Raw genomic sequence first — 22,629 nt, forward strand, 5'->3', positions numbered from 1 at the left:
ACAACTCTAACGCCTCGGCGTGTCCGCCGGTTGCGCATCCCGGGCCGCCAGCCGCGCGTACCGCTCCCCCGCCGGGCCCGGGAACGCCGAAGCCCCGGCCCGTCAGTGACGGTCCGGGGCTTCGGGTGGCCTCGCCCGGAGGCGCGGCCGGTGGTGCTAGCTGGCCGAGATCTGGCGCAGCACGTACTGCAGGATGCCGCCGTTGCGGTAGTAGTCGGCTTCACCCGGGGTATCGATGCGGAGGACCGCGTCGAAGCTCGTGGTGGTGCCGTCTTCTGCCGTGGCGGTGACCTTGAGGGTCTTCGGCGTGGTGCCTTCGTTGAGGGCGGTGACGCCCTCTACGGAGAAGGACTCGGTGCCGGTCAGTCCCAGGCTGGCGGCGTTCTGGCCGGCCGGGTACTGCAGCGGCAGGACGCCCATGCCGATGAGGTTGGAGCGGTGGATGCGCTCGTAGCTCTCGGCGATGACGGCCTTGACGCCCAGCAGCGCGGTGCCCTTGGCAGCCCAGTCACGGGACGAACCGGAGCCGTACTCCTTGCCTGCCAGGACGACCAGCGGGGTGCCGGCGGCCTGGTAGTTCTGGGCGGCGTCGTACACGGCGGCCTGCGGGCCATCGGCCTGCGTGAAGTCGCGGGTGAAGCCACCCTCGACGCCGTCGAGCAGCTGGTTCTTGATCCGGATGTTGGCGAAGGTGCCGCGGATCATGACCTCGTGGTTGCCACGGCGGGAACCGTAGGAGTTGAAGTCCTTGCGCTCGACACCGTGCTCCAGCAGGTACTTACCGGCCGGGGTGTCCGACTTGAAGGAACCGGCCGGGGAGATGTGGTCGGTGGTCACCGAGTCACCGAGCTTGAGCAGCACGCGGGCTCCGCTGATGTCCTGGACCGGCTCCGGCTGGGCCTTCATGCCCTCGAAGTACGGGGGCTTCCGGACGTAGGTGGAGTCCTGGTCCCAGGCGAAGGTGTCGCCGGCGGGGGTGTCGAGGGCCTTCCAGCGCTCGTCGCCTTCGAAGACGCCTTCGTAGCCGCGGGCGAACATGCCCTTGTCGATCGAGGAGTCGATGGTCTCCTGGACCTCGGACGGGTTCGGCCAGATGTCCTTCAGGAAGACGTCGTTGCCGGCTTCGTCCTGGCCCAGCGGGTCGTTCTCGAAGTCGAAGTCCATGGTGCCGGCCAGGGCGTAGGCGATGACCAGCGGCGGGGAGGCCAGGTAGTTCATCTTCACGTCCGGGTTGATCCGGCCTTCGAAGTTGCGGTTACCGGAGAGCACGGCGGTGACGGAGAGGTCGTTGGCCTGGATGGCCTCGGAGATCTCGGCGTCCAGCGGGCCGGAGTTGCCGATGCAGGTCGCGCAGCCGTAGCCGACGATGTAGAAGCCGAGCTTCTCCAGGTACGGGGTCAGTCCCGACTTGTTGTAGTAGTCGGTAACGACCTTCGAACCCGGGGCGACGGAGGTCTTGACCCATGGCTTGGCGGTCAGGCCCTTTTCGACGGCGTTGCGGGCCAGCAGTGCGGCGGCCAGCATCACGGACGGGTTGGACGTGTTGGTGCAGGAGGTGATCGAGGCGATCGACACCGCGCCGTGGTCCAGTTCGAACTCGCGGCCGTCGGCGGTCTTGACGGCCACGGTCTTGGACGGGCGGCCATTGGCCTTTGGTCCGTGCGAGTGCGGGGCCTCCTCGGTGAGGTGGCTGGCGTTGGCGGTGAACGACGGCGCGTCCGAGGCCGGGAAGCTCTCATCGATCGCTTCGTCCAGGCTGCCGTCGGCCAGGTCGACCTTGACGTAGTTGCGCAGGTCCTCGCGGAACTGGGCCTTGGACTCGGAGAGGATGATGCGGTCCTGCGGGCGCTTCGGGCCGGAGATCGACGGAACAACCGTCGACAGGTCCAGCTCGAGGTACTCGGAGAACTTGATCTCGCGGGACGGGTCGTGCCAGAGGCCCTGTTCCTTGGCGTAGGCCTCGACCAGGGCGACGTTCTCGTCCGCCCGGCCGGTGAGGCGCAGGTAGTCGAGGGTGACGTCGTCGATCGGGAACATCGCGGCGGTGGAACCGAACTCGGGGCTCATGTTGCCGATCGTGGCGCGGTTGGCCAGCGGCACGGCCGCGACACCCTCGCCGTAGAACTCGACGAACTTGCCGACCACGCCGTGCTGGCGCAGCATCTCGGTGATGGTGAGCACCACGTCGGTGGCGGTGGCGCCGGCCGGGATGGAGCCGGTCAGCTTGAAGCCGACGACGCGCGGGATCAGCATCGAGACGGGCTGGCCGAGCATGGCGGCCTCTGCCTCGATGCCGCCGACGCCCCAGCCGAGCACGCCCAGGCCGTTGACCATGGTGGTGTGGGAGTCGGTGCCGACGCAGGTGTCCGGGTAGGCGCGCAGGGTGCCGTCAACCTCGCGGGTCATGACGGTGCGGGCCAGGTATTCGATGTTGACCTGGTGCACGATGCCGGTTCCCGGCGGGACGACCTTGAAGTCGTCGAACGCGGTCTGGCCCCACCGGAGGAACTGGTACCGCTCGCCGTTGCGCTGGTACTCGATCTCCATGTTGCGCTCCAGTGCGCCGGAGTTGCCGAAGGCGTCGATCTGCACGGAGTGGTCGATGACCAGTTCGGCCGGTGCCAGCGGGTTCACCCGGGTGGGGTCACCGCCGAGGTCCTTGACGGCCTCACGCATGGTGGCGAGGTCGACAACGCAGGGCACGCCGGTGAAGTCCTGCATGATCACGCGCGCCGGCGTGAACTGGATTTCAGTGTCGGGCTCGGCGTTGGGATCCCAGCCGGCCAGGGCGCGGACGTGGTCGGCCGTGATGTTGGCGCCGTCCTCGGTCCTCAACAGGTTTTCAAGCAACACCTTGAGGCTGAACGGAAGGCTGTCTGCGCCTTCGACGGAGTTCAACCGGAAAATCTCGTATTCGGTACCGGCTACATTAAGTTTGCCTTTTGCACCGAAGCTGTCCACAATGCTCATCGCAGGACTCCTCTCGCAACTGTTTCATCTTTGTCGCGCCGCAGACCCCTAAGCTAGTTAGGCAAGCCTAACCAGCTGCCGGACAAGCCGGCCGGGACGGTCCGGAGCGGGATGTTCTCCGCGGGACCGTCGGGAAACGGGGTGCTGAGCCCGCGCGACGTCGGACTACTCCGCCCATCCTAGTGGCCCGGGCCCCGGGAGTCAGCAACGCCACCGTCTCCAGGTGGTGCGTATGCGGGTACAGGTCGAACCCGCGCAGGGACTTCAGTGCCCAGCCCCGCTGCTGGAAGTAGCCGACGTCGCGGGCGAACGACGCCGGGTCGCAGGAGACGTAGGCGATCGCGCGCGGCGCGGAGTCCACCAGCTGGCTGACCACAGCCTTGCCGGCGCCGGCACGGGGCGGATCAAGGATCAGCGCGTCGAAGCTGCGCGGTTTCTGCCGCAGCACCCGTTCGACCTTGCCCTGGACAATTTCTACCTGCGGGGCGTGGTGCAGGTTCTTGCGTGCGTCCCTGCTGGTGCCGGGCGATCCTTCCACGGACAGCACGGAGCCGGTGACTCCGACGGCGTCGGCCAGCGCGGCGGTGAAGAGCCCCGCGCCGGCGTACAGGTCGGCCACGGCCGAGCCGGGGGCGAGGTAGCCGCCGTCGTGCAGGGCCTCCTTGACCGCGCCCACCAGGGTTTCCGGGGCGTGTCGGTGGATCTGCCAGAAGCCGTCGCCGGTGACGCGGAAGTCGTGGCCGGCCGCGGTTTCCTGCACCCAGGTGCGGCCGCGCAGCTGGGTGACCTCACCGGTGGCGGGGTCCAGCCGGGCGACGGAGACCGTCTCCGGGAACCGGGCCGCGATGGCGGCGACCCGTTGCGGCCGGGTGCCGGGGGCGGGAACCAGCAGCACCAGCGGCCGGGAGCCGTTGGCCGGGGCCGCGACCTCGATCCGTTCGATGCCCTGCAAGTCGTGGTCCCAGAGGCGCAGGTCGTTGATGCCGTCCACGGCCAGCGGCATCTCGCGGACGGCGAGGACGGTGTCCGCGCGGTAGGCGTGCATGCCCAGCTGGCCGGACGGGGTCATCGCGAACCCGGTGCGGGTGCGCCAGCCAAGCCCCGGCGCACCCGAGGTCGCGTCCTCCCCCACCGCCTCGACGTGGCCGGCGCCCGGGAGGCCGGCCAGGGCGTGGGCGTCGATGCCGGCCAGGCGGTGCAGCTGTTCGGCCAGCACCTCGGCCTTCAGCCGGCGCTGGCGGGGCAGGGAGATGTGGCCCAGTTCGGCGCCGCCCACCGGCGGGTGGCCGTGGGCCCAGGCGCGGCGCGCGTCAGCGGCGTGCCAGAAGTGTTCCACCCGGTCCTCGGAGGCCTCGAGCACCTCGATGACGTCGCCGCGCCAGAACTTGGCGCCCTCGGCGTCGTCAGTGAGCCTGATGCGCACCTTCTCCCCCGGGATGCCGTGCCGGACGAAGATGACCCGGCCCTCGTGCCGGGCCACGGCGTGGCCACCGTGGGCCACCCGGCCGACGTCGACGACCAGTTCGGTGGCGGCAGGGGTCCGGCGGTCGGTGCTCATTGAATATCCTGCAGTCTCTTGGCTTCTTCGGACGATTTCAGCTGCCACGGCACGCTGGCGACCATCACTCCGGGTTCGAAGTGCAGCCGGGTCTTGATCCGCAGGGCGGTCTGGTTGTGCACCAGCTGCTCCCACCACTTGCCCACCACGTACTCCGGGATGTACACCACGATCAGGTCGCGGGGTGAGTCCCGGCGCATGTTCTTGATGTACTCCATGATGGGCGTGACCGTCTCGCGGAACGGGCTGGCCAGAACCGTGATGGGCACCGGGATGTCCAGCTTCTCCCAGTCCGCGAGGGTCTGTTCGGTCTCCTCCGGGCTGATGTCCACGGTGATGGCGTCCAGCCGGGAGGGCCGGGACGCGCGGGCGTACGCCAGGGCGCGGAGCACGGGCTTGCGGACGTGGGAGACCAGCAGCACCGCGTGGACGCGGGTGGGCAGGGCGCGCGGCGAGGAGTCCTCGTCCACGGCGAGTTCCTTGGCGACGTTGTCGTAGTGCGCCCGGATGCTCCACATGATCAGGAACAGGATGAACATGGCCAGCAGGGCGATCCAGGCGCCCTGTTCGAACTTGGTAATCAGCACGATCACCAGCACCAGGCCGGTCATGCCGAAGCCGATGGTGTTGATGGTGCGGGACTTGAGCATCCGCAGCTTCGCGGCCGGGTCCTTGGCGAGCTTCAGCTCCCGGCCCCAGTGCCGGATCATGCCAAGCTGGCTGAGGGTGAAGGAGATGAAGACGCCCACGATGTAGAGCTGGATCAGCTTGGTGACGTCGGCGTTGAAGGAGATGATCAGCACCAGCGCGCCGGCGGCGAGGGCCAGCACGCCGTTGCTGAAGGCCAGCCGGTCGCCGCGCGTGCGGAGCTGGCGGGGCAGGTAGCCGTCCTGGGCCAGGATGGAGCCGAGCACCGGGAAGCCGTTGAACGCCGTGTTGGAGGCGAAGACGAGGATGACGCCGGTGGCGGCCACCACGATATAGAACGGGATGGAGCCGGCGCCGAAGACCGTCTGCGCGATCTGGCTGATGGCCGGGTTCTGGATGTAGCCCTCGTCCACGGGCTGGCCGTTGAGCAGGAACTCCTTGGCCGGGTCCTGCACGATGTGCACCTTGGTGGCGTTGGCCAGGTAGATGATGCCGGCCAGCATGGACGCCGCGATGACGCCCAGGAGCAGCAGCGTGGTGGCGGCGTTCTTGCTCTTGGGCTTCTTGAAGTTGGGCACACCGTTGCTGATCGCCTCGACGCCGGTGAGGGCGGCGGCGCCGGAGGAGAAGGCCCGCAGCAGCAGGAACGCACCGGTCAGGCCCACCAGGCCCTCGTCGAAGCCGGGCGCCGGGACGATCTGGAACTCGGCCGAGGGTGCCTGGCCCAGCTGGCCGGTGACAGCCTGGAAGACGCCGACGGCGGTCATGCCGAGGATGGAGACCATGAAGATGTAGGTGGGGACGGCGAAGACGCTGCCGGCTTCCCGGATGCCACGCAGGTTCACCAGGGCCAGGATCACGACGCCGATGGTGGCGATTGCGGCCTGCTGGCCGTGCAGCGAGGGAACGGCAGTGGTCAGGTATGCCGCGGCCGAGGACATGGACACCGCCACGGTCAGGACGTAGTCCACCAGCAGGGCCGAGGCCACGGTCAGGCCCGCGTACTTGCCGAGGTTCTCGTTGGCGATCTCGTAGTCGCCGCCGCCGGAGGGGTACGCGTGGACGTTCTGCCGGTAGGATGCCACCACCGTCAGCAGCACCACCATCACCGCCAGGCCCACCCACGGCGAGAATGCCACCGCGCTGACGCCGGCCAGGGCCAGGGTGAGCAGGATTTCGTCCGGGGCGTAGGCGACCGACGACAGCGCGTCCGAGGCGAAGATCGGAAGCGCGATCCGCTTCGGCAGCAGCGTGTGGGCCAGACGGTCGTTGCGGAAGGGACGCCCCACCAGCACCCGCTTCACGGCATTGAAAATTGTCAGCACCAGACAAAGTTAGTCTGATTCGCACCCGATGTCATGGCGGCCGGGGCGCGGCTGCCGGGCCCCGGTGGCCGGTAGAGTTTACGCAGCAACGTGAGACAGACGCTTTAGGAGGCACATGTGGCGCACTTCGTGATCATGGGTTGCGGCCGGGTGGGTGCCACCCTGGCGCACACCCTTGAGGACGCCGGCCACTCGGTCGCCATCATCGACCAGGACGACCGTGCCTTCCGGAGGCTCCGCACCGGCTTCACCGGCCGTAAGGTCACCGGCGTCGGCTTTGACCGCGAAACGCTCAAGCGCGCCGGCGTCGAGGAGGCCTACGCCTTCGCCGCCGTCTCCAGCGGTGACAACTCCAACATCCTGGCCACCCGCGTGGCCCGGGAAACTTTCCACGTCCCGCACGTGGTGGCCCGCATCTACGACCCGGGCCGGGCTGAGATCTACCAGCGCCTGGGCATCCCCACGGTCGCCGCCGTGCGCTGGAGCGCCGACCAGGTGCTGCGCCGGATCCTGCCCGAGCAGCACCTCGCCGGTGACTTCCGCGACCCCTCCGGCCGTCTGGTGCTGGCCGAGGTGGACCTCGACGCCGGCTGGGTCGGCCACCCGCTGACCGCTATTGAGAAGGCCGCGGACATCCGCATCGCCTACCTCACCCGCTTCGGCGAGGGGATGCTCCCGACGCCCGGCATGTCGCTGCAGGACGGCGACACCGTCCACGCCATGCTCAGCGTGGACCGCACCTCCGAGGTGGCCCACATCCTCGCCAAATCCCCCGCCAAGGAGTCCTAAGTGAAGGTCGTCATCGTCGGTGCCGGCAGCGTCGGTTCCTCGATTGCCCGCGAACTGCTCTCGCACAAGCACGAAATTCTGCTGATCGACCTCAAGCCGGAGGTGATCGGCCGCAGCGGCCTGCGCGGCGCGCACTGGCTGGTGGGCGACGCCTGCGAGCTCAGCACCCTCAAGGACGCCCGCCTGGAGGACGCCGACGTCGTCGTCTCCGCCACCGGCGACGACAAGGTCAACCTGGTGGTCTCGCTGCTGGCCAAGACCGAGTTCGGCGTGGGCCGCACCGTGGGCCGGGTGAACAACCCGAAGAACGACTGGATGTTCGACGATTCCTGGGGCGTCGACGTCGCGGTCAACACCCCGCAGCTGATGACGGCGCTGGTGGAGGAGGCCGTGGAGATCGGCGACCTGGTCCGGCTGCTGACGCTGCAGACCGGCGTCTCCTCGCTGGTGGAATTCACCGTGCCGCACGATTCGCACGTGATCGGCCTGACGGTGGGCGCCATTGAATGGCCCGAGGACGCGACCCTGGTGGCAATCCTCCGCGACCAGGCCCCCATTACCCCCAGCCGGGACGACGTCATCGACGGCGGCGACGAGCTGTTCTTCGTCACCACCATCGCCGCCGAGGACGAGCTGCGGGCCCTGCTCTCGGCCCCGGATGCCGGCGAGGGCGACGCCGCTGCGGATGCCGCGGCCGGGCCCGACGATGACTCCGACGGCCGCTCCGGCCAGCCCGCGCACAGCCACGCCATCGAGGACGACGGCTTCGACGGCTAGGCCCCCAACCGCCGTCCCCGTGCCCCGTCGGCGGGCCGACCCAACTGACTGACAGCTGAGGCCGTTATGAGCATTCATGACGGCCTCAGCTGCGAGCTAGTTGGGTTCGGCCGAAGTCTCGGTTGCCGGGTCGGCGGGCCGGGTCAGGAGCCAGGCCACCCAGAGGCCCAGGATGTACAGCGGGGCGCCCATCAGCAGCCGGGTGGTGGCGAGGGCGGCGAGGCCCTGCTCCCCCATGTAGTACAGCGGCACCTGGACCAGGAGGCGCAGGGCCAGGACGGTGATGATCACCCAGGTGCCGATCCGGTAGGCCTTCACGCGGGCCGGGTCCTTGCGCCAGTGCAGGCCCTCGTTGCGGATGAAGCCGAACAGCAGCCCGGCGATCGGCCAGCGGACGGCGATAGAGATGCTCATCGCCACGATGTAGCCCAGGTTGGTGAAGAAGCCCAGGACGTAGAAGTCCTCGGCCTTGCCCGTGGTGTTGGCCAGCCAGGCGGAGAGGCCGACGCCGGCAATGCCGGCCAGCGCCTGGGTCAGCGGCTTGCGCTGGACCAGCCGGGCGACGGTGAAGGCGGCGGCGACGGCGAGGGCGGCCACCAGCGCCTGGGTCAGCTCCCGGGACACCGTGAAGGCGATCAGGAAGACCAGGCCGGGCAGGATGCTCTCGGCCAGGCCCTGGACACCGCCGGCGCTTTTCAGCACGTCGATGTTGCCGTTGCTGGTGCGGTGCAGGCCCGCCTTCGCGGCGTAATCCTCGGCGAGCTGGGCCACGGTGGGCTGGGCGCCGGTCGGCTGGGCGCCCGTGGGCTGCGCCTCAGGGGGCTGGGCGGAACCGGGCTGGGACTCGCGCGGCCGGGGGTCCTGGAACGGCGAGATCTCGGGCATGGTCAGTGTTCCTCCAGGCGGGACAGGATTTCGTAGCGCGGGTTGAACATGGTGGGCAGGCCGTCGCGGACGGTAACCATCCCCTCCAGCTTCAGCTCCAGTCCGGCGTGGACGCCCGGGATGCGGCGGCGGCCCAGCCAGACCACGCGGAGCCGGTCCGCGGCCACCTGGCGGCGGCGTCGGGCGGTGGGCGGTGCGGCGTCGGCCGTGACGCGGCGGGGCCGCGCCGCCGGGGCGTCGTGGTCCGTGATGATCGCGGTAAACGCCGCCACCTCGCCCGCGGGGGCGTAGGTGACGGATTCGATGAAGCCGCGGCAGAGGACGCGGCCGCGCTCGGGCAGGCCGCGGACCGGGACGGCGTCGGAGGACAGGCCTCCGGGGGCGTCACCCAATCTGGGTGGTCTCCGGTCCGCGTTCGGGCTGGTCCAAGGTGGGGCGTCCGGCCGGGCCGGGGGCCGTGGCGCTGGTGTCCTTGGGCAGGCGCAGCTGCAGCAGGTCCCGCGGCGGCATCGGGTTGTCCCCGCGCACCACGACGATCTTGCGGAACAGGTCCTCCAGATCCCGGGAGGCTTCCCGGTCGATGGCCGCTTCCCCGCCGAGCACGCCGCGCAGGAACCAGCGCGGGCCGTCGACGCCGATGAAGCGGGCCACCCGGTAGCCCTCGCTGCCGTCGCCGGCGGGGAGCTTTGCGACGAGTTCGATGCCGAAGTGGCCCTCGATCTCCTCGACCTGGCCGCCCTGGCTTCCGACGGACTGGCCGATCTGCTCGCGGATCTCGTCCCACAGCCCCTCGGACCGGGGCGCCGCGAAGGCCTGCAGCTGCAGGCTGGAGCCCTCCAGGTCCATGGTCACGGCGACGACGCGCTGGGTGGCCTCCTCGACCTCAAGCCGCAGCTGCAGGTTCTCCCGCGGCGCGATCAGCAGGGCGCCGAGGTCGACGTAGCCGTCCTGGTTCTCAATCTCCGAGACGTCGTACGGGCCGGACCCGCGGACGGCCGTGTCCGCGGCGGCGTCGGCGCCGGTCTCCGGTGCCTCGACGGCCTCGCTCGGCTGTTCCTGCTTGGCTTTCCTGCCACGCCCAAAAACCATGGGTTGTCTCCTTCGTTGTGTTCCGCCGCTGCTCGTCCGGGACGGACCGGGTGTGCCGGCCTGACGGGCCGGGCGGTGTAGCTTGGGGCCGGTCAGGCCTGCGTCGCGCCGAACCCGCCGGTGGAACTGAACCCGCCGGTGGAACCGAAACCGCCGGTGCCGCGGACCGAATCACTGAGCTCCTGGACCGGAACGAACTCCGCGTGCTCCACACGCTGGATGACCATTTGGGCAATTCTATCGCCGCGCCGCAGCTCGATGGACTCGGAGCGGTCAGTGTTCAACAGGGTTACCGCAATTTCTCCGCGGTAGCCGGCGTCGACGGTGCCGGGGGCGTTCACCACGGTCAGGCCGTGCTTGGTGGCGAGGCCCGAGCGCGGGTGGATAAGCGCCACGTAGCCGACAGGCAGGGCGATGGCGACGCCGGTGGGCACCAGTTTCCGCTCGCCGGGTTCCAGGACGACGTCCTCGCGGGCGCGCAGGTCCGCGCCTGCGTCGCCGGGGTGCGCGTACGACGGCGGTTCCAACCCGTCGTCGAGCATCTTCAGCTGGACCGCCAGGGTGGGACCCGGGACGGCGGGTGCGGGGGTTGTTTCTTCAGTCACAGTCCCCCACTGTAACGCCAGCGGAAACGTTCGGCCTACCGCGGCGCCGGGCGGGAGGATGCCTTGCGGGCCCGGGCGTCGGGGCCCTCCCGGGACGTCCCGCCAAGGTGAAATAGCCCGGGAAAAGTGGAAAGCTGGCCTCATGCCCGAATCCAGCGCCGCCGTGCCTGCCTCCAACCAGACCCCCGACGAATCCACCGTCCTGTTCAGCGAAAAGCTGTGGCCCAGCTTCTGGATCTGGCTGGTGGCGGCGGGACTGTCGGCGGCCGGCATCCTGGTGTTCGCTCCGATCAGCATGACCGCGGGCATCACCGCGGCGGTGGTGCTGTTCGTGATCCTGGCCGTGCTGTTGATCGTCTCCACCCCGTCCCTTCAGGTCACCGCGGGAACCCTGCGGGTGGGCCGGGCGACGATCGAGCGCCGCTTCGTCGGCACCGTGGAGGCATTCAAGGGCGGGGAAGCGACGGCGGAACGCGGCCCCCGGCTCAACGGGCTGGCCTTCATGTGCATCCGCGGCTGGATCGACCCGGTGGTGCGGATCGAGATCACCGATCCGATGGACCGCACGCCCTACTGGCTGGCCTCGACCCGCCGTCCCGCCGAATTCGTCGCCGCCCTGAAGCGCTAAGCCGCTGACTCACAGGCCGCTGGGCCGCTGAACCGCTAAGCCGCCGCCGGGGGCCATCGAGGGCCGCCTCAGCCCTCGCACTCCACGCAGTACTTCATGCCGTCCTTTTCCCGCGCGATCTGGGATCGGTGCCGGACCAGGAAACAGGACGCGCAGGTGAACTCGTCCGCCTGGGCGGGCATCACCCGGACCAGCAGCTCCTCACCGGAGAGGTCCGCGCCGGGGAGCTCGTAACCCTCGGCCAGATCGGTCTCGTCCTCGTCCACCGCCGCGGAGGGCTTCTCGGTCCGACGGGACTTCAGTTCCTCGATCGAGTCTTCGTTGAGGTCCTCTTCGCTCTTCCGCGGCGCGTCGTAGTCTGTCGCCATTACTTTTCGCTCACACTCCGCACTCGTTGGGGGTCGTCGCCGTCGCCGTCCGCCGGGGTCTTGCTCTTCCCCGGGCGGTCCGGGTCCGGTTCACCGGCGTCAACGCCGGACGGGTGTTTTTGTGCCCGGCGTCGGGTCATTCTTGCCTACGCGGGTTCAGCGCGCCAGAGTCCGGCGGACGCGGTCGGGACGTGGGGCCCGGGCGTTCACGCAATGCCGGCCAGCGGGGCCCGTGAAGGGCGGAAAATGCCGGAAATTCGCGGCGCGCCCTCCCTCTTCACCGCTTTTGGTGCCCGGCAGTGGCAGAGTTTCGAGTGTTAGCAATGCCAGGGTGGAGGATTTGTATGCAGGATCTACGGCTTGTAGGCGTCCACGACGATGGAGAGCATCTCCTGTTCAGTGGCGCCGGCGGCGAGATGTTCCAGCTGCCGATCGATGAAGCGCTTCGTGCTGCCGTGAACCGGCCCTCGAAGACTGCCCCGGGCCCGGCGCCGGAGCCCATAGCGATGTCCCCGCGGGACATCCAGGCCCGGATCCGCAGCGGCGCAACCGCCGCGGAGGTCGCCGAGCTCTCGGGCATGCCGCTGGCCAAGGTTGAGCGTTACGAAGGTCCGGTGCTGGCCGAGCGCGAATACGTCGCCCAGCAGGCGCGCCGGATCGAGGTTGCCTCCCCCACTGCGGGCCACGAGGGGTACCGCTCCCACTTCGGCGACCAGCCTGCCACCCTGGAGGAAATGGTCAGCCACCGGCTGCGCGCCTACGGCGTCGCGCCGGAGACCGTGGAGTGGGATTCCTGGCGGCGCCCCGACGGCCTGTGGAACGTGGTGGCGGCGTTTTCGCTGCCGGCCGGCGGCCACGCCGCCATCGGCGAGGAACCGCCCGCCTCATGGACGTTCAGCCCCGCGCTGAAATCCCTGCAGAACGCGAACCGCTGGGCGCAGCAGCTCAGTGAGCTTGAGCCGATGGACGGGCCCGTCCCGTCCCGCCGGCTCTCGGCCGTTTCCGACCGGCCCTTCGATTTCGAGACCGACGCCGAGGCCGCCGCGCGCACGGCGACGGCGCAGCTCAGCATCGTCCCCGCCGACAGGTCACTGCCCGGGGATTCCCGCCAGGACCGGGACAACGACGGACTGCTGGACATGCTCCGCTCCCGCCGCGGGCACCGGATCGGGGTGGACGAGGACGCGGATGACGCGCTTGCGCTCATGCTGAGCCAGGGCGTCCCGGCGGCCCACCCCCGGCCCTCCGAGGTCCCCGCCCCGGGCGATGCCTCCGACAGCGACACCACGTCCGACGCCGGTCCCTCCGATGACGCCGACCTTCACACTCCCAACGGCAGCGGCACGGATACCACCGTTGAGGCCGAAGCCGGCGACGCCGACAAGACCGTCGAGCCGGAGACGACCTCCACTCCGGCGGCCAAGGCTGAGCCGCATTCCATTCCCGGGCCGGATGCCTTCACCCGCCGCCGCGATGCCCGGCCCTCGATGCTCTCCCGGCTGACGCTGGCGCCCCGGCATGATGCCGCCGACGCCGGCGACGCGCTGCGTTTGCACGACGGGGTCAGCACGGAGACCCGGGAAATCACCATCGCGGCCTCCCAGCTGCGCCCGGTGCGCGGCAACGGCCAGGGGCCGACGTCGAGCCCCGGACTCGACGAACTGCTGGGCGGCGGAACCTCCCGGCGCGCGGCCCGGCCGGAGTCCCCCGAGCAGCCCCGCACCCCGGACAGCATCATCCCCGCCGGCAACCGGAACCCGGAACTGTCGCGGTCTGAGGCGCGGGCGGAGCGTGCCGGGGAGACGCCCGAACGCCAGCCGGCCAAACCCAAGCGCTCCAGCGTGCCCAGCTGGGATGACATCGTCTTCGGCACCCGCAGCGAGTAGCCACCGAGAGATCGAACTGTTGCCGTCCCCGCTACGGATTGTTAGCGGCGCCGGGCCTTGGGGCTGCCGGTCTTGCCGGCGGCGCTGAAGCACAGCAGCGGGACTTCCCGCTCGGCCTTGGTCAGCGAGCCATGCTGGCCCACCACCTCCAGCGCCCGCGCGGGGACCCGCCGGGTGTCATAAAGCGCCAAGGTGTCGCGGGCGGCAATCATCACGTCCCCGATCCGGGGGCCGACGGCGTCGCGCACGTCGCCAAACAGCCCCGCCGCGATAGCCTCCTCGCGGCTAAAAGCCCAGATCCGCTCGCCGAACCGCGCCCGCCAGGCCGCCACCAGCCGGCTGCGGCCGGCCTCCCCCGCGTCCTCCTCCAGGTAGAGGTGGACCATCCGGGGCTCGCCGGCGGTGTGCCGGACCCCCTCAATCAGGGCCGGTTCGGCGGAGTAGTCCAGGCGCTGGGACTCGGGCACGTCCACCATGCCGTGGTCGCCCGTGACCAGCACGGTGGTCCCCGGCGGCAGTGTCGAGTTCAGCCGGCTGACGGTCGCGTCGAGCTCCTCCAGCTGGTGTTCCCACTGGGCCGATGCGGCACCATAGCGGTGGCCGGCTTTGTCCAGCTCGTGCACGTAGAAGTACATCAGCGCGGTCTCCGCCCCGGCCATCGCCTCGGCAGCGGCGGCGGTGCGCGCGTGCGCGGTGGTGCCGGCGATGAACCGGCCGCCGCGCAGGGCCGCCTGGGTCATGGCGGAGTCACTGAAGCGGGGCAGGGCGACGGTGCTGACGTCGGCGTGCTGCGCGGCGCGTTCGAACACGGTAGGCAACGGCTGCCAGCGGCGCGGGTCGACGCCGTCGTCCCAGTTGCTGAGCATGTTGACCACGCGGTCCTGGTCCGGATCCACGACGTCGTAGCCCACCATGCCATGCTGGCCGGCGGAGCGGCCGGTGCCGAAGCTGGCCAGCGACGCCGCGGTGGTGGACGGGAAGGCTGCATCGACGCCGGCGGGGACCTCACCCTGCCCGGACTGGAGCACCGAGCGCAGGAACGGCGTGTGGGCGGCGCGCTGCTTCAGCAGCTGCCGGCCAAGGCCGTCGGCCAGGACCACGCACACCCGCCGCGCCGGGGGCAACGACAGCCGGTTCTCAAAACCGGGCACACCGATGCTGGCCGCCGCGCTGCCGAAGACCTCGGCGATGGACTTTCGGCCGTAGGCCGGCGGCGAGGGAAGCGTGGGGCCGGTGGACAGGGCGGGGCCGGTGGACAGGGCAGGGCCGCCCGAAACCGATGCAGGACCGGCGGTGCTGTCGGCGCCCATCTCAGCGCTGATGGCCGCGGCTCAGGCGGTTGGCGAAGACGCCGGCGCGGGAGCGCGGCGGCAGGGTGGAGACGCCGTGGCCGGCCGGGGCACCGGATCCGGTGTTCACGGCGCGCAGGGCGCGGGCGAAGAGCTTGGCGTCCTGGACCGCCTGCAGGCCGTCCGCCTCGGCGCTGATCCGCAGGACGATGTCCTCCTGGGCAATCGTGCCGCTGTAGCCGTGGTCCGCCTCGCATTGGGGGTCCCCGCAACTGGCCGGGCCCATGTCCAGCCGCTGGCCGCCGGACCAGGCGATGGAAAGCGTGAGTTCGCGGACCGGGTCCGAGGGCTTGTAGTCCTGCGGCTGGGCGTAGATGTAACTGAGCACCACGGAGCGGATCTGGGCCACCGGGACGGACTCGGTGGAGACCTGGGCGACCATCTGCTCGCCGGCCTCGTCCAGCTGCTGGTCGTCCACGTGGGTGATGACCAGCATGTCCTCGGTGAGCACCAGCACGGTGATGTGGCGGCGGACCTCGGCCCGGTCGAAGTGGGTTTCGAGGTGCACCAGGTGGGAGACGCAGTCCCGCCCGTCGAGGGCATCGGCCACCACGTCGGCGACCAGCCGCGGGTAGAAGCCGGCCTGCTCGAGCGCATCCGTGAGGCTCTGTCCCTGCGCGCTGTGGTCGTGCAGGCCGGCGTGCGGCGCACCGTGGCGGGCTGAGAGGGAAGCCTGTGGCTGGGATGCTGGGGGCTGGGAGGTCATGGGTTCCATTTTCACAGATCGGCTAGTCACTTGCTAACCGCGGCGCCCCGATGTGGACAACGCCGGGGCGGTCCGGAGCCTCAGGCGCGCATGGCACGCCGGGCCGTGTCGGTGCGCTGGGCGGCGTTGGCGATCCGCACGTCGGCGGCGAGGATCACCGCCCCCTCGGTGCCCGCGAGGACCGGGTTGAACTCCACGAGGGCGATTTCCGGGTGGTTGTCCTTGAGCCGAGTGAGCCGGGCCGCGAGGTCCTCCAGCGCGGCAACGTCGACGGCGGGCAGCCCCTGGTAGCCGAAGAGTTTCCGCGAGGCCCGGGGTGAGCGGATGAAGTCGTGCACGTCCGAGCCGGAGAGCGGTGGCACGCGGTGCGCCCAGTCGTCCAACAGGTTCACGGCGTCCCCGGCGAGGCCGAAGGAGACCACCGGTCCCAGCAGCGGGTCCTCGATGGCCCGGAAGGTGCACGCCTGGCCCACCGGCGCCATGGTCTGCACCTCCAGGGAGGGCGAGCCGTAGCGTTGCAGGGACCGGCGCATCTGGGCGATGTTGGCCCGCAGCGAGTCGGCATCCTGGATGTCCAGCCGCACCCCGCCCAGGTCCAGCCGGTGCCGGAGCGCCGGGTCGGTGGTCTTGATCGCCACCGGCCAGCCGAGCCTCTCCGCCGCGGCGACGGCGTCGTCGTCGGTCTCGAACCCCGTCGAGGGCAGCACGTGGATGCCGTAGTGGCCCAGGAGCCGGTCCGCGGCGGCCGGGTCCAGCCGGACCAGCTGCTCGCCGCCGACGGGGCGCAGCAGTTCCTCGAGGTCGTGGTGCGCGGCGTCGGGGTCGCAGCCCTCGGGCTCGACGAACAGGCCCTGGTCCCGGACCTTCCACTGGGCGTAGCGGACGACGGCGGCCAGGGCGGCGACGGCGGCGCCCGGGTTCGAGTAGCAGGGCACGGGCGGGGCCTCGCCGGCGTCGCCCACCATGCCCTCGACGTAGATGGAGGGGTCCAGGATGCCGGTGAACGCGGCCACCACGGGTTTGCCGGCGGCGGCCGAGCATTCGGCCAGCACGGCGCCGATCTTCTCCACGGTCAGGCCCCGGGCGGGCAGTAGGGCCACGACGACGGCGTGCACATTCTCCAGCGTCAGGGTCTCCTGGAGGCTGCGGCGCAGCGCCGGGAGGGCGCGGGACATGCCGGTGTCCAGGTCGACGTCCGCGACGATCCGCTCGACGCCGAGCCCGGCGGCCTCGGCGCTGTCCGAGACCACCTTGCCGAGGGCCCGGGAGTTGCTGAACACGGCCACACCAGGGCCCTGGGGCAGCGGCTGGCTGGAGACGATCTGCGCGACGTCCATGAGTTCCTCGATGGTCCCCACCCGGATCACGCCGGCCTGGCGCATCATGGCATCGAGCGCCTCCGGCGGCGCCTGCGTGGTGCGGACCGAGTGGCCCGGCGGCAGGTTCAGGCCCATCGCGTCGGACTTGGCGACGATCACGGGCTTGGTGCGCGCCAGCCGGCGGGCCAGGCGGGAGAACTTGCGCGGGTTGCCGATCGATTCGAGGTAGAGGCCGACGGCGGTGGTGTCCGCGTCGTCCTCCCAGTACTGCATCAGGTCGTTGCCCGAGACGTCGGCACGGTTGCCGGCGGAGAGGAAGGTGGAGATCCCCACCCGGCGGCGGCTGGACGCGGCGTAGAGTGAGACGCCGATCGCGGCGGACTGGCTGAACAGTCCCAGGCCGCCACGGCGGGCCAACGAGGGGGCCATCGAGGCGTTGAGGGAGACGGCGGGGTTGGTGTTGACGATCCCCAGCGAGGCCGGCCCGATCACCCGCATGCCGTTGGCGCGGGCCTGGCGGACCAGTTCACGTTGCCGCGCCAGGCCGCGTTCGCCGTCGTCCGCGTAGCCGGCGGTGGCCACCACGATGCCCTTGACCCCGGCCTCGCCGCACTCCTGTACCACCTTGGGAACTTCGTCGTAGGGCACGGCGATGATGGCGAGCTTCACCGGGCCGGGGACCTCGGAGAGACGGGCGAAGGAGAGCATGCCGGCCAATTCCAGCGCCTCGGGGTTGATCGCGTAGACCGGGCCGGTGAAGCCGCCCTCGATGATGTGTTCGAGCAGCTGGTAGCCCACGGTCCCCCAGCGGCGGCTCGCGCCGATCACGGCGATCGAGTCGGGGGCCAGCAGCTCCTGGATGCTGCGGGCCTCGGCGCGGTGTTCGCGGGATTCCATCACAGCGCGGGACTTGTCCGTGGGATCGATGTTGAATTCGAGGCTGACGACGCCGTCGTCGAAGTGCCGCTTGACGTCGTAGCCGGCGTCGGAGAAGACCATCAGCATCTTCCGGTTCTCCGGCAGCACCTCGGCACTGAACTTGCGGATGCCGTTTTCCCGGGCAGCGGCGGCGAGGTGCTCGAGCAGGATGGAGCCGATGCCGCGGCCCTGGTGGGCGTCGGCGATGTTGAAGGCCACCTCCGCCTCGGCCGGGTCATCGAGCCGGTCGTAGCGGCCGATGCCGATGATGTCGCCGCCGATGGTGATCACCAGCGCCACCCGGTCCTTGTAGTCGACCTCGGTGAAGCGCTTGAGTTCCTTGCTGGAGAGCTTGGACTTGAACGCGAAGAAGCGCATGTAGATGGACTTCTGCGACTGGCCGACGTGGAAGGCCTGCACGGCGTCGGAGTCGGCGGCGTGGATGGGCCGCAGGTGGGCCGTGCCGCCGTCGCGCAGCACGACATCGGCTTCCCAATGTTCCGGATATACGCCGTCCACGGGCTGATCCACCATAGGCTTAGCCTAGCCATAAACTTACGCAGCACCCGTTGAGCACCACGCAGAAGGACCCACCAGCCCCATGGCACGCCGCCAAACCACGCCCCCGGCAGGGGAAGCCCAGGATTATCACGAGAACATCGTCGACATCGATGTCACCTCCGAGATGGAAGGGTCCTTCCTGGAGTACGCCTACTCGGTGATCTACTCCCGGGCGCTCCCGGACGCCCGCGACGGCCTGAAGCCGGTGCAGCGGCGCATCCTCTACATGATGAGCGAGATGGGCCTGCGCCCGGACCGGGGCCACGTCAAGAGCGCCCGCGTGGTGGGCGAGGTGATGGGCAAGCTGCACCCGCACGGCGACACCGCCATCTACGACGCAATGGTCCGCATGGCGCAGGACTTCTCGCTGCGGCTGCCCCTGATCGACGGACACGGCAACTTCGGCTCGCTCGACGACGGTCCGGCCGCGCCCCGGTACACGGAGGCCCGGCTCGCGGCGGCGGCGCTGACCCTGACCGACCACCTGGACGAGGACGTCGTCGACTTCGTCCCGAACTACGACAACCAGCTCACCCAGCCGGACGTGCTGCCGGCGGCGTTCCCGAACCTGTTGGTCAACGGCGCCACCGGCATCGCCGTCGGCATGGCCACGAATATGGCCCCGCACAACCTCGGCGAGGTCATCGCGGCGGCGCGGCACCTGATCGCCCACCCGGACGCCACGCTGGAGGACGTGATGAAGTTCGTCCCCGGCCCGGACCTGCCCACGGGCGGCCGGATCGTGGGCCTGGACGGCATCCGGGACGCCTACGCCACCGGCCGCGGCTCCTTCAAGACCCGGGCGAAGGTCGACGTCGAGCAGCTCTCCGCCCGCCGCACCGGCCTGGTGGTCACCGAACTGCCGTACATGGTGGGCCCGGAGAAGGTGATCGAGAAGATCAAGGACGCCGTCAACGGCAAGAAACTCTCGGGCATCAGCGACATCGTGGACCTCACCGACCGCAAGCACGGCCTGCGCCTGGTGATCGAGCTGAAGAACGGCTTCAACCCCAACGCCGTGCTGCAGCAGCTCTACCGCTACACGCCGATGGAAGACTCCTTCGGCATCAACAACGTCACCCTGGTGGATGGCCAGCCGCAGACCCTGGGCCTGCTGGAACTGCTCAGCGTCTACGTCACCCACCGCATCACCGTGGTCCGCCGGCGCACCGCGTTCCGGCTGGCGAAGAAGCAGGACCGGCTGCACCTGGTGGAGGGCCTGCTGATCGCGATCGTCGACATCGACGAGGTCATCCAGATCATCCGCTCCTCGGACGAGGCGGCCGCGGCCCGGACCCGGCTGATGTCCATCTACGACCTCTCCGAGATCCAGGCCAACTACATCCTGGAACTGCGGCTGCGGCAGCTGACCAAGTACTCCCGGATCGAGCTGGAGAAGGAACAGGACGAGCTGCGGCGCGAGATCGCCGAGCTGCAGGCCATCCTGGACTCGCCCGAACTGCTGCGCGGCCTGGTCTCCGACGAGCTCGGGGAAATTTCAGAGAAGTACGGGACGCCGCGCCGGACGGTGCTGCTCGAATCCGAGGCCGTCTCCCCCACCCTGGCCGCCGCGGCCGCCGCCCCGGTCAAAGGCAAGGCCGCGCCGCTGGCCCTGGAGATCGCGGACGACCCGTGCTGGGCGATCCTCACCGCCTCCGGCCAGATCGCCCGGACCGCCAACCAGGACAGCCTGGCCGAGGCCGGACCACGGGCCAAGCACGACGTCTTCCGCTCCGTGGTGAAGACCTCGGCCCGCGGTGAGATCGCCGCCATTACCTCCCAGGGCCGGATGCTGCGGCTGCAGGTGGTGGACATGCCCGTGCTGCCGCCCACCAACGGCACCCCGAACATGGCCGGCGGCGTCCCCGCCAAGGACTTCATCACCCTGCTCAAGGGCGAGACGCTGGTGGCCTTCGCCCCGCTGGACCGGGTCCTGGCCGTCGGCACCGCCCAGGGCGTGGTCAAGCGCGTCCAGCCGGACTACCCGCTGAACCGCGAGGACTGGGAGGTCATCGCGCTCAAGGACAAGGACACCGTGGTGGGCGTGGAGGCGGCCGACGGCGACGACGTCGACCTGGTCTTCATCACCCGGCAGGCCCAGCTGCTCCGCTTCGGCGCCTCCGCGGTCCGTCCGCAGGGCCGGACCGCTGGCGGCATGGCCGGAATCAAGCTGGCCGCCGGGGACCGGGTGCTGCACTTCGGCACCGCCCGCGCCGATGACGAGGCCGCCGTCGTCGTCACCATCGCCGGAACCGAGGGGCCCTGCCGGGCACCGCCCCGGGCGCCGCGAAGGTGACAGCACTCTCCGAATACCCGGCCAAGGGCCGCGGCACCGGCGGGGTCCGGGCGCACCGGTTCCTCAAGGGCGAAGACACGCTCCTGCTGGCCTGGGCGGGCCACGGCCCGGCCAAGGCGTCCTCGCTGGCCGGCGTGGCGCGCTCCCTGCCGGTGGAGCACGGCCGCCGGGACGGTTCGGGCATCCCGCTCTCCCAGGCCGTCGACGCGATCGGGCCGAGCATGGCCGGGGTCGAGGCTTCTTCCGGGGCTGCCCCGGCGCCCGCGGAGGGCTGACCCGGCCGGTCATTCTGTCGCCGGGCCCATCCGCGCGTGCCCGTTTGCCGGAAACGGCGGCTAAGGGGCCGTCCGTAGCGACCCTTTGTGGCAAGCGGCGGCGTTCAGGCCGGGATGTCCCTGCCTGAACGCCGACGACGGCGCCGCATGCCGGGTGTCACATGCCGGAGTTGAGGTTCAGGATGTTGCCCTCGCTGTCCAGGAACCAGGCCGCGGAGTTCCCGTCCGGCAGGGTCGCGATGCCGTTCTCGGTTTTCAGGCCCGGGAAGTCGTAGTCCTCGAAGACCACGCCCTTTCCGCGCAGTTCCTCGACGGCGGCCGGCAGGTCCGGCACCATCCAGCCCATCTGCGTATTCTTCGCAGACCCGGCATTCGGCGTGAGGTACAGCATGAATCGGCTCCCGGAGCCGCAGGTGTACTGCAGGTTGTCCTGGGCATCCTGGTTGTCAGGTTCGAGCCCGAGCTTGTCGCGGTAAAAATCGCGGGCGCGGGCGATATCCGCGGCCGGCAACACGGCGCCGACCGGCTGGTCTTTGAGCATGGTGATATCCCTTTCCAGGCCCTTCCCCCACCTACGATTTTACGCCTCAGCGGGGCTTTCAGCTCCTTGTCCCGGGCCACGCTGCACCGGATCCGCGGCATGGCTGCAGGCTTAAAAGCCCCGCGTCCCTCCCCCTGAGAGGAAGGACGCGGTAGGCCTTGGCGGCACCTGGGTGCCGGACGCCGGGCCGGGACTTAGTCGGTCATGGACGCGACGAAGTCCTTGTTCTCATCCATCCACTTCTGCACTACCGGACCGTAGTTGTCGGTCTTCTCACCGTTGAACATGGCGTTTTCGAGCGAGTAAAGGTGCTTGGAGTCCATTTTGAAGCCCTTCAACCAGCCGGAGAGGGCGGGGTAATCCTTGGCGAAGGACTTGCTGGCGTAGCTGTGGATGCCTTCGGCCTTACCCAGGGTGCCCTTCGGATCCGCGAGGTCCTTCAGCGGGAAGGCGTCGTAGGCCCAGTGCGGGCGCCAGAGGGTGACGGCGATATTCTCGCCGGCGCCGGTGGCCGCCTTGAGCTCCGAGAGCATGGCCGGGGTCGACGACGTCAGGTACTCCATCTTGTCCAGGCCGTACTCCGGGATGACCTTCTTGGTGGTCGCCTCGGTCAGTCCCGCGCCGGGTTCGATGCCGACCAGCCGGTTCCCGAACTTGTCAGCATTGGCGGCCAGTTCGTCGAGGGAATCCACCGGGGCGTCCTTGTTAACCGCGATGGTCAGCTTCGCATCGTCGTTCCAGGACCCGAGGTCTTCCATGTCCGCGCCGTACTTATCGATGTAGCTCTTGTGCGTGATGGGCAGCCAGGTGTCCAGGGTGACGTCGTAGTCCCCGGTGGAGAGGCCTGAGTACACGGGCGCAGGCTCGGCGTATTCCAGGGATACGTTGTACCCCTTCTTCTCCAGGGCTGCCTTCCAGAGCTCGGAGGCCGCGATCCCTTCGTCCCAGCCGTTGAAGACGGCAATCTTGACGTCTTTCTTGTCGCCGTTGCCGGGTCCCTCAGCGGACCCGGCCGAGCTGCCGCCGGCGCCGCAGCCGGACAGGGTCAGCAGCGCTGCCGTGCTGAAAGCGGTCAAGAGCATCATGGGTGATGACTTCATTTTTTCCTTTCGATCCTGCGCCAGGGCGCAGTCAAC

The 22,629-nt window shown here is 69.7% G+C and carries 17 protein-coding genes and 1 pseudogene; 5 read left to right on the top strand and 13 right to left on the bottom strand.

Annotated features, from left to right (window positions below; translation table 11 throughout):
• Nucleotides 1-156: 156 nt before the first annotated feature.
• From ACRQ5B_RS15760 to ACRQ5B_RS15770, 3 genes are all read right to left on the bottom strand, one after another.
• Nucleotides 157-2,970, bottom strand: a complete 2,814-nt coding sequence (locus ACRQ5B_RS15760; protein WP_432395479.1) for an aconitate hydratase — start codon at nucleotides 2,968-2,970, stop codon at nucleotides 157-159.
• A gap of 67 nt (nucleotides 2,971-3,037) precedes the next feature.
• On the bottom strand, nucleotides 3,038-4,528 hold the full coding sequence (locus tag ACRQ5B_RS15765) for a class I SAM-dependent RNA methyltransferase (protein WP_432395482.1): 1,491 nt from the start codon (nucleotides 4,526-4,528) through the stop codon (nucleotides 3,038-3,040).
• The gene (locus tag ACRQ5B_RS15770) at nucleotides 4,525-6,501 is read right to left on the bottom strand and encodes an APC family permease (RefSeq protein ID WP_412882746.1); all 1,977 of its coding nucleotides are present in this window, start codon (nucleotides 6,499-6,501) and stop codon (nucleotides 4,525-4,527) included. Before ACRQ5B_RS15770 ends, ACRQ5B_RS15765 begins: the two co-directional genes overlap by 4 nt.
• Nucleotides 6,502-6,618: 117 nt before the next feature.
• On the opposite strand from ACRQ5B_RS15770, the gene ACRQ5B_RS15775 reads away from it, so the two are divergent.
• Nucleotides 6,619-7,290: a potassium channel family protein gene (locus ACRQ5B_RS15775; protein ID WP_290258111.1), complete on the top strand. Its 672-nt coding sequence runs from the start codon at nucleotides 6,619-6,621 to the stop codon at nucleotides 7,288-7,290.
• On the top strand, nucleotides 7,291-8,067 hold the full coding sequence (locus ACRQ5B_RS15780; protein WP_432395485.1) for a potassium channel family protein: 777 nt from the start codon (nucleotides 7,291-7,293) through the stop codon (nucleotides 8,065-8,067). It begins immediately after the preceding gene.
• 96 nt (nucleotides 8,068-8,163) lie between these two features.
• On the opposite strand, the gene ACRQ5B_RS15785 is transcribed toward ACRQ5B_RS15780, so the two are convergent.
• The 4 genes from ACRQ5B_RS15785 to dut all read right to left on the bottom strand — a co-directional run bounded on the left by ACRQ5B_RS15785 (nucleotide 8,164) and on the right by dut (nucleotide 10,646).
• The gene (locus tag ACRQ5B_RS15785) at nucleotides 8,164-8,952 is read right to left on the bottom strand and encodes a DUF3159 domain-containing protein (RefSeq protein ID WP_432395487.1); all 789 of its coding nucleotides are present in this window, start codon (nucleotides 8,950-8,952) and stop codon (nucleotides 8,164-8,166) included.
• Nucleotides 8,953-8,954: 2 nt separating this feature from the next.
• Nucleotides 8,955-9,344: a hypothetical protein gene (locus ACRQ5B_RS15790; protein ID WP_412882743.1), complete on the bottom strand. Its 390-nt coding sequence runs from the start codon at nucleotides 9,342-9,344 to the stop codon at nucleotides 8,955-8,957.
• On the bottom strand, nucleotides 9,337-10,041 hold the full coding sequence (locus tag ACRQ5B_RS15795) for a DUF3710 domain-containing protein (protein ID WP_432395490.1): 705 nt from the start codon (nucleotides 10,039-10,041) through the stop codon (nucleotides 9,337-9,339). Before ACRQ5B_RS15795 ends, ACRQ5B_RS15790 begins: the two co-directional genes overlap by 8 nt.
• A gap of 92 nt (nucleotides 10,042-10,133) precedes the next feature.
• Complete coding sequence (dut, locus tag ACRQ5B_RS15800; protein WP_432395493.1) at nucleotides 10,134-10,646, bottom strand: dUTP diphosphatase; 513 nt, start codon at nucleotides 10,644-10,646, stop codon at nucleotides 10,134-10,136.
• A 142-nt stretch (nucleotides 10,647-10,788) separates the two neighbouring features.
• Between dut and ACRQ5B_RS15805 the strand changes: the two genes are divergently transcribed.
• Nucleotides 10,789-11,274, top strand: coding sequence for a DUF3093 domain-containing protein (locus ACRQ5B_RS15805; RefSeq protein ID WP_432395496.1), 486 nt, complete (start codon nucleotides 10,789-10,791; stop codon nucleotides 11,272-11,274).
• Nucleotides 11,275-11,342: 68 nt separating this feature from the next.
• On the opposite strand, the gene ACRQ5B_RS15810 is transcribed toward ACRQ5B_RS15805, so the two are convergent.
• On the bottom strand, nucleotides 11,343-11,642 hold the full coding sequence (locus ACRQ5B_RS15810; RefSeq protein WP_432395499.1) for a DUF4193 domain-containing protein: 300 nt from the start codon (nucleotides 11,640-11,642) through the stop codon (nucleotides 11,343-11,345).
• 344 nt (nucleotides 11,643-11,986) lie between these two features.
• On the opposite strand from ACRQ5B_RS15810, the gene sepH reads away from it, so the two are divergent.
• On the top strand, nucleotides 11,987-13,528 hold the full coding sequence (sepH, locus tag ACRQ5B_RS15815) for a septation protein SepH (RefSeq protein ID WP_432395502.1): 1,542 nt from the start codon (nucleotides 11,987-11,989) through the stop codon (nucleotides 13,526-13,528).
• A gap of 41 nt (nucleotides 13,529-13,569) precedes the next feature.
• Here the strand turns inward: sepH and ACRQ5B_RS15820 are convergent, their stop codons facing one another.
• The 3 genes from ACRQ5B_RS15820 to ACRQ5B_RS15830 all read right to left on the bottom strand — a co-directional run bounded on the left by ACRQ5B_RS15820 (nucleotide 13,570) and on the right by ACRQ5B_RS15830 (nucleotide 18,354).
• Nucleotides 13,570-14,838, bottom strand: a complete 1,269-nt coding sequence (locus tag ACRQ5B_RS15820) for an alkaline phosphatase family protein (RefSeq protein ID WP_432395505.1) — start codon at nucleotides 14,836-14,838, stop codon at nucleotides 13,570-13,572.
• A 1-nt stretch (nucleotide 14,839) separates the two neighbouring features.
• On the bottom strand, nucleotides 14,840-15,583 hold the full coding sequence (locus ACRQ5B_RS15825) for a DUF5998 family protein (RefSeq protein ID WP_290258122.1): 744 nt from the start codon (nucleotides 15,581-15,583) through the stop codon (nucleotides 14,840-14,842).
• 80 nt (nucleotides 15,584-15,663) lie between these two features.
• Complete coding sequence (locus tag ACRQ5B_RS15830; RefSeq protein ID WP_432395508.1) at nucleotides 15,664-18,354, bottom strand: GNAT family N-acetyltransferase; 2,691 nt, start codon at nucleotides 18,352-18,354, stop codon at nucleotides 15,664-15,666.
• A gap of 67 nt (nucleotides 18,355-18,421) precedes the next feature.
• On the opposite strand from ACRQ5B_RS15830, the pseudogene ACRQ5B_RS15835 reads away from it, so the two are divergent.
• Nucleotides 18,422-20,952, top strand: a pseudogene (locus tag ACRQ5B_RS15835) (DNA gyrase/topoisomerase IV subunit A).
• A 157-nt stretch (nucleotides 20,953-21,109) separates the two neighbouring features.
• Here the strand turns inward: ACRQ5B_RS15835 and ACRQ5B_RS15840 are convergent.
• Both ACRQ5B_RS15840 and ACRQ5B_RS15845 read right to left on the bottom strand, forming a co-directional pair.
• Nucleotides 21,110-21,493 carry a VOC family protein gene (locus ACRQ5B_RS15840; RefSeq protein WP_432395511.1) on the bottom strand — a complete coding sequence of 128 codons (384 nt, stop codon included), beginning with the start codon at nucleotides 21,491-21,493 and terminating at the stop codon, nucleotides 21,110-21,112.
• A 194-nt stretch (nucleotides 21,494-21,687) separates the two neighbouring features.
• Complete coding sequence (locus ACRQ5B_RS15845; RefSeq protein WP_432395514.1) at nucleotides 21,688-22,578, bottom strand: glycine betaine ABC transporter substrate-binding protein; 891 nt, start codon at nucleotides 22,576-22,578, stop codon at nucleotides 21,688-21,690.
• Between the last annotated feature and the right edge of the window lie 51 nt (nucleotides 22,579-22,629).

Origin of the sequence: Pseudarthrobacter sp. L19, from assembly GCF_050859435.1 — a bacterium.
Classification (GTDB): Bacteria; Actinomycetota; Actinomycetes; order Actinomycetales; family Micrococcaceae; genus Arthrobacter.

Coding starts and splice junctions, on each gene's coding strand:
- ACRQ5B_RS15760 (WP_432395479.1), bottom strand. CDS start 2,970: ATGAGCATTGTGGACAGCTTCGGTGCAAAAGGCAAACTTAATGTAGCC.
- sepH (WP_432395502.1), top strand. CDS start 11,987: ATGCAGGATCTACGGCTTGTAGGCGTCCACGACGATGGAGAGCATCTC.
- ACRQ5B_RS15845 (WP_432395514.1), bottom strand. CDS start 22,578: ATGATGCTCTTGACCGCTTTCAGCACGGCAGCGCTGCTGACCCTGTCC.
- ACRQ5B_RS15810 (WP_432395499.1), bottom strand. CDS start 11,642: ATGGCGACAGACTACGACGCGCCGCGGAAGAGCGAAGAGGACCTCAAC.
- ACRQ5B_RS15830 (WP_432395508.1), bottom strand. CDS start 18,354: ATGGTGGATCAGCCCGTGGACGGCGTATATCCGGAACATTGGGAAGCC.
- ACRQ5B_RS15805 (WP_432395496.1), top strand. CDS start 10,789: ATGCCCGAATCCAGCGCCGCCGTGCCTGCCTCCAACCAGACCCCCGAC.
- ACRQ5B_RS15795 (WP_432395490.1), bottom strand. CDS start 10,041: ATGGTTTTTGGGCGTGGCAGGAAAGCCAAGCAGGAACAGCCGAGCGAG.
- ACRQ5B_RS15785 (WP_432395487.1), bottom strand. CDS start 8,952: ATGCCCGAGATCTCGCCGTTCCAGGACCCCCGGCCGCGCGAGTCCCAG.
- ACRQ5B_RS15825 (WP_290258122.1), bottom strand. CDS start 15,583: ATGACCTCCCAGCCCCCAGCATCCCAGCCACAGGCTTCCCTCTCAGCC.
- ACRQ5B_RS15765 (WP_432395482.1), bottom strand. CDS start 4,528: ATGAGCACCGACCGCCGGACCCCTGCCGCCACCGAACTGGTCGTCGAC.
- ACRQ5B_RS15840 (WP_432395511.1), bottom strand. CDS start 21,493: ATGCTCAAAGACCAGCCGGTCGGCGCCGTGTTGCCGGCCGCGGATATC.
- ACRQ5B_RS15820 (WP_432395505.1), bottom strand. CDS start 14,838: ATGGGCGCCGACAGCACCGCCGGTCCTGCATCGGTTTCGGGCGGCCCT.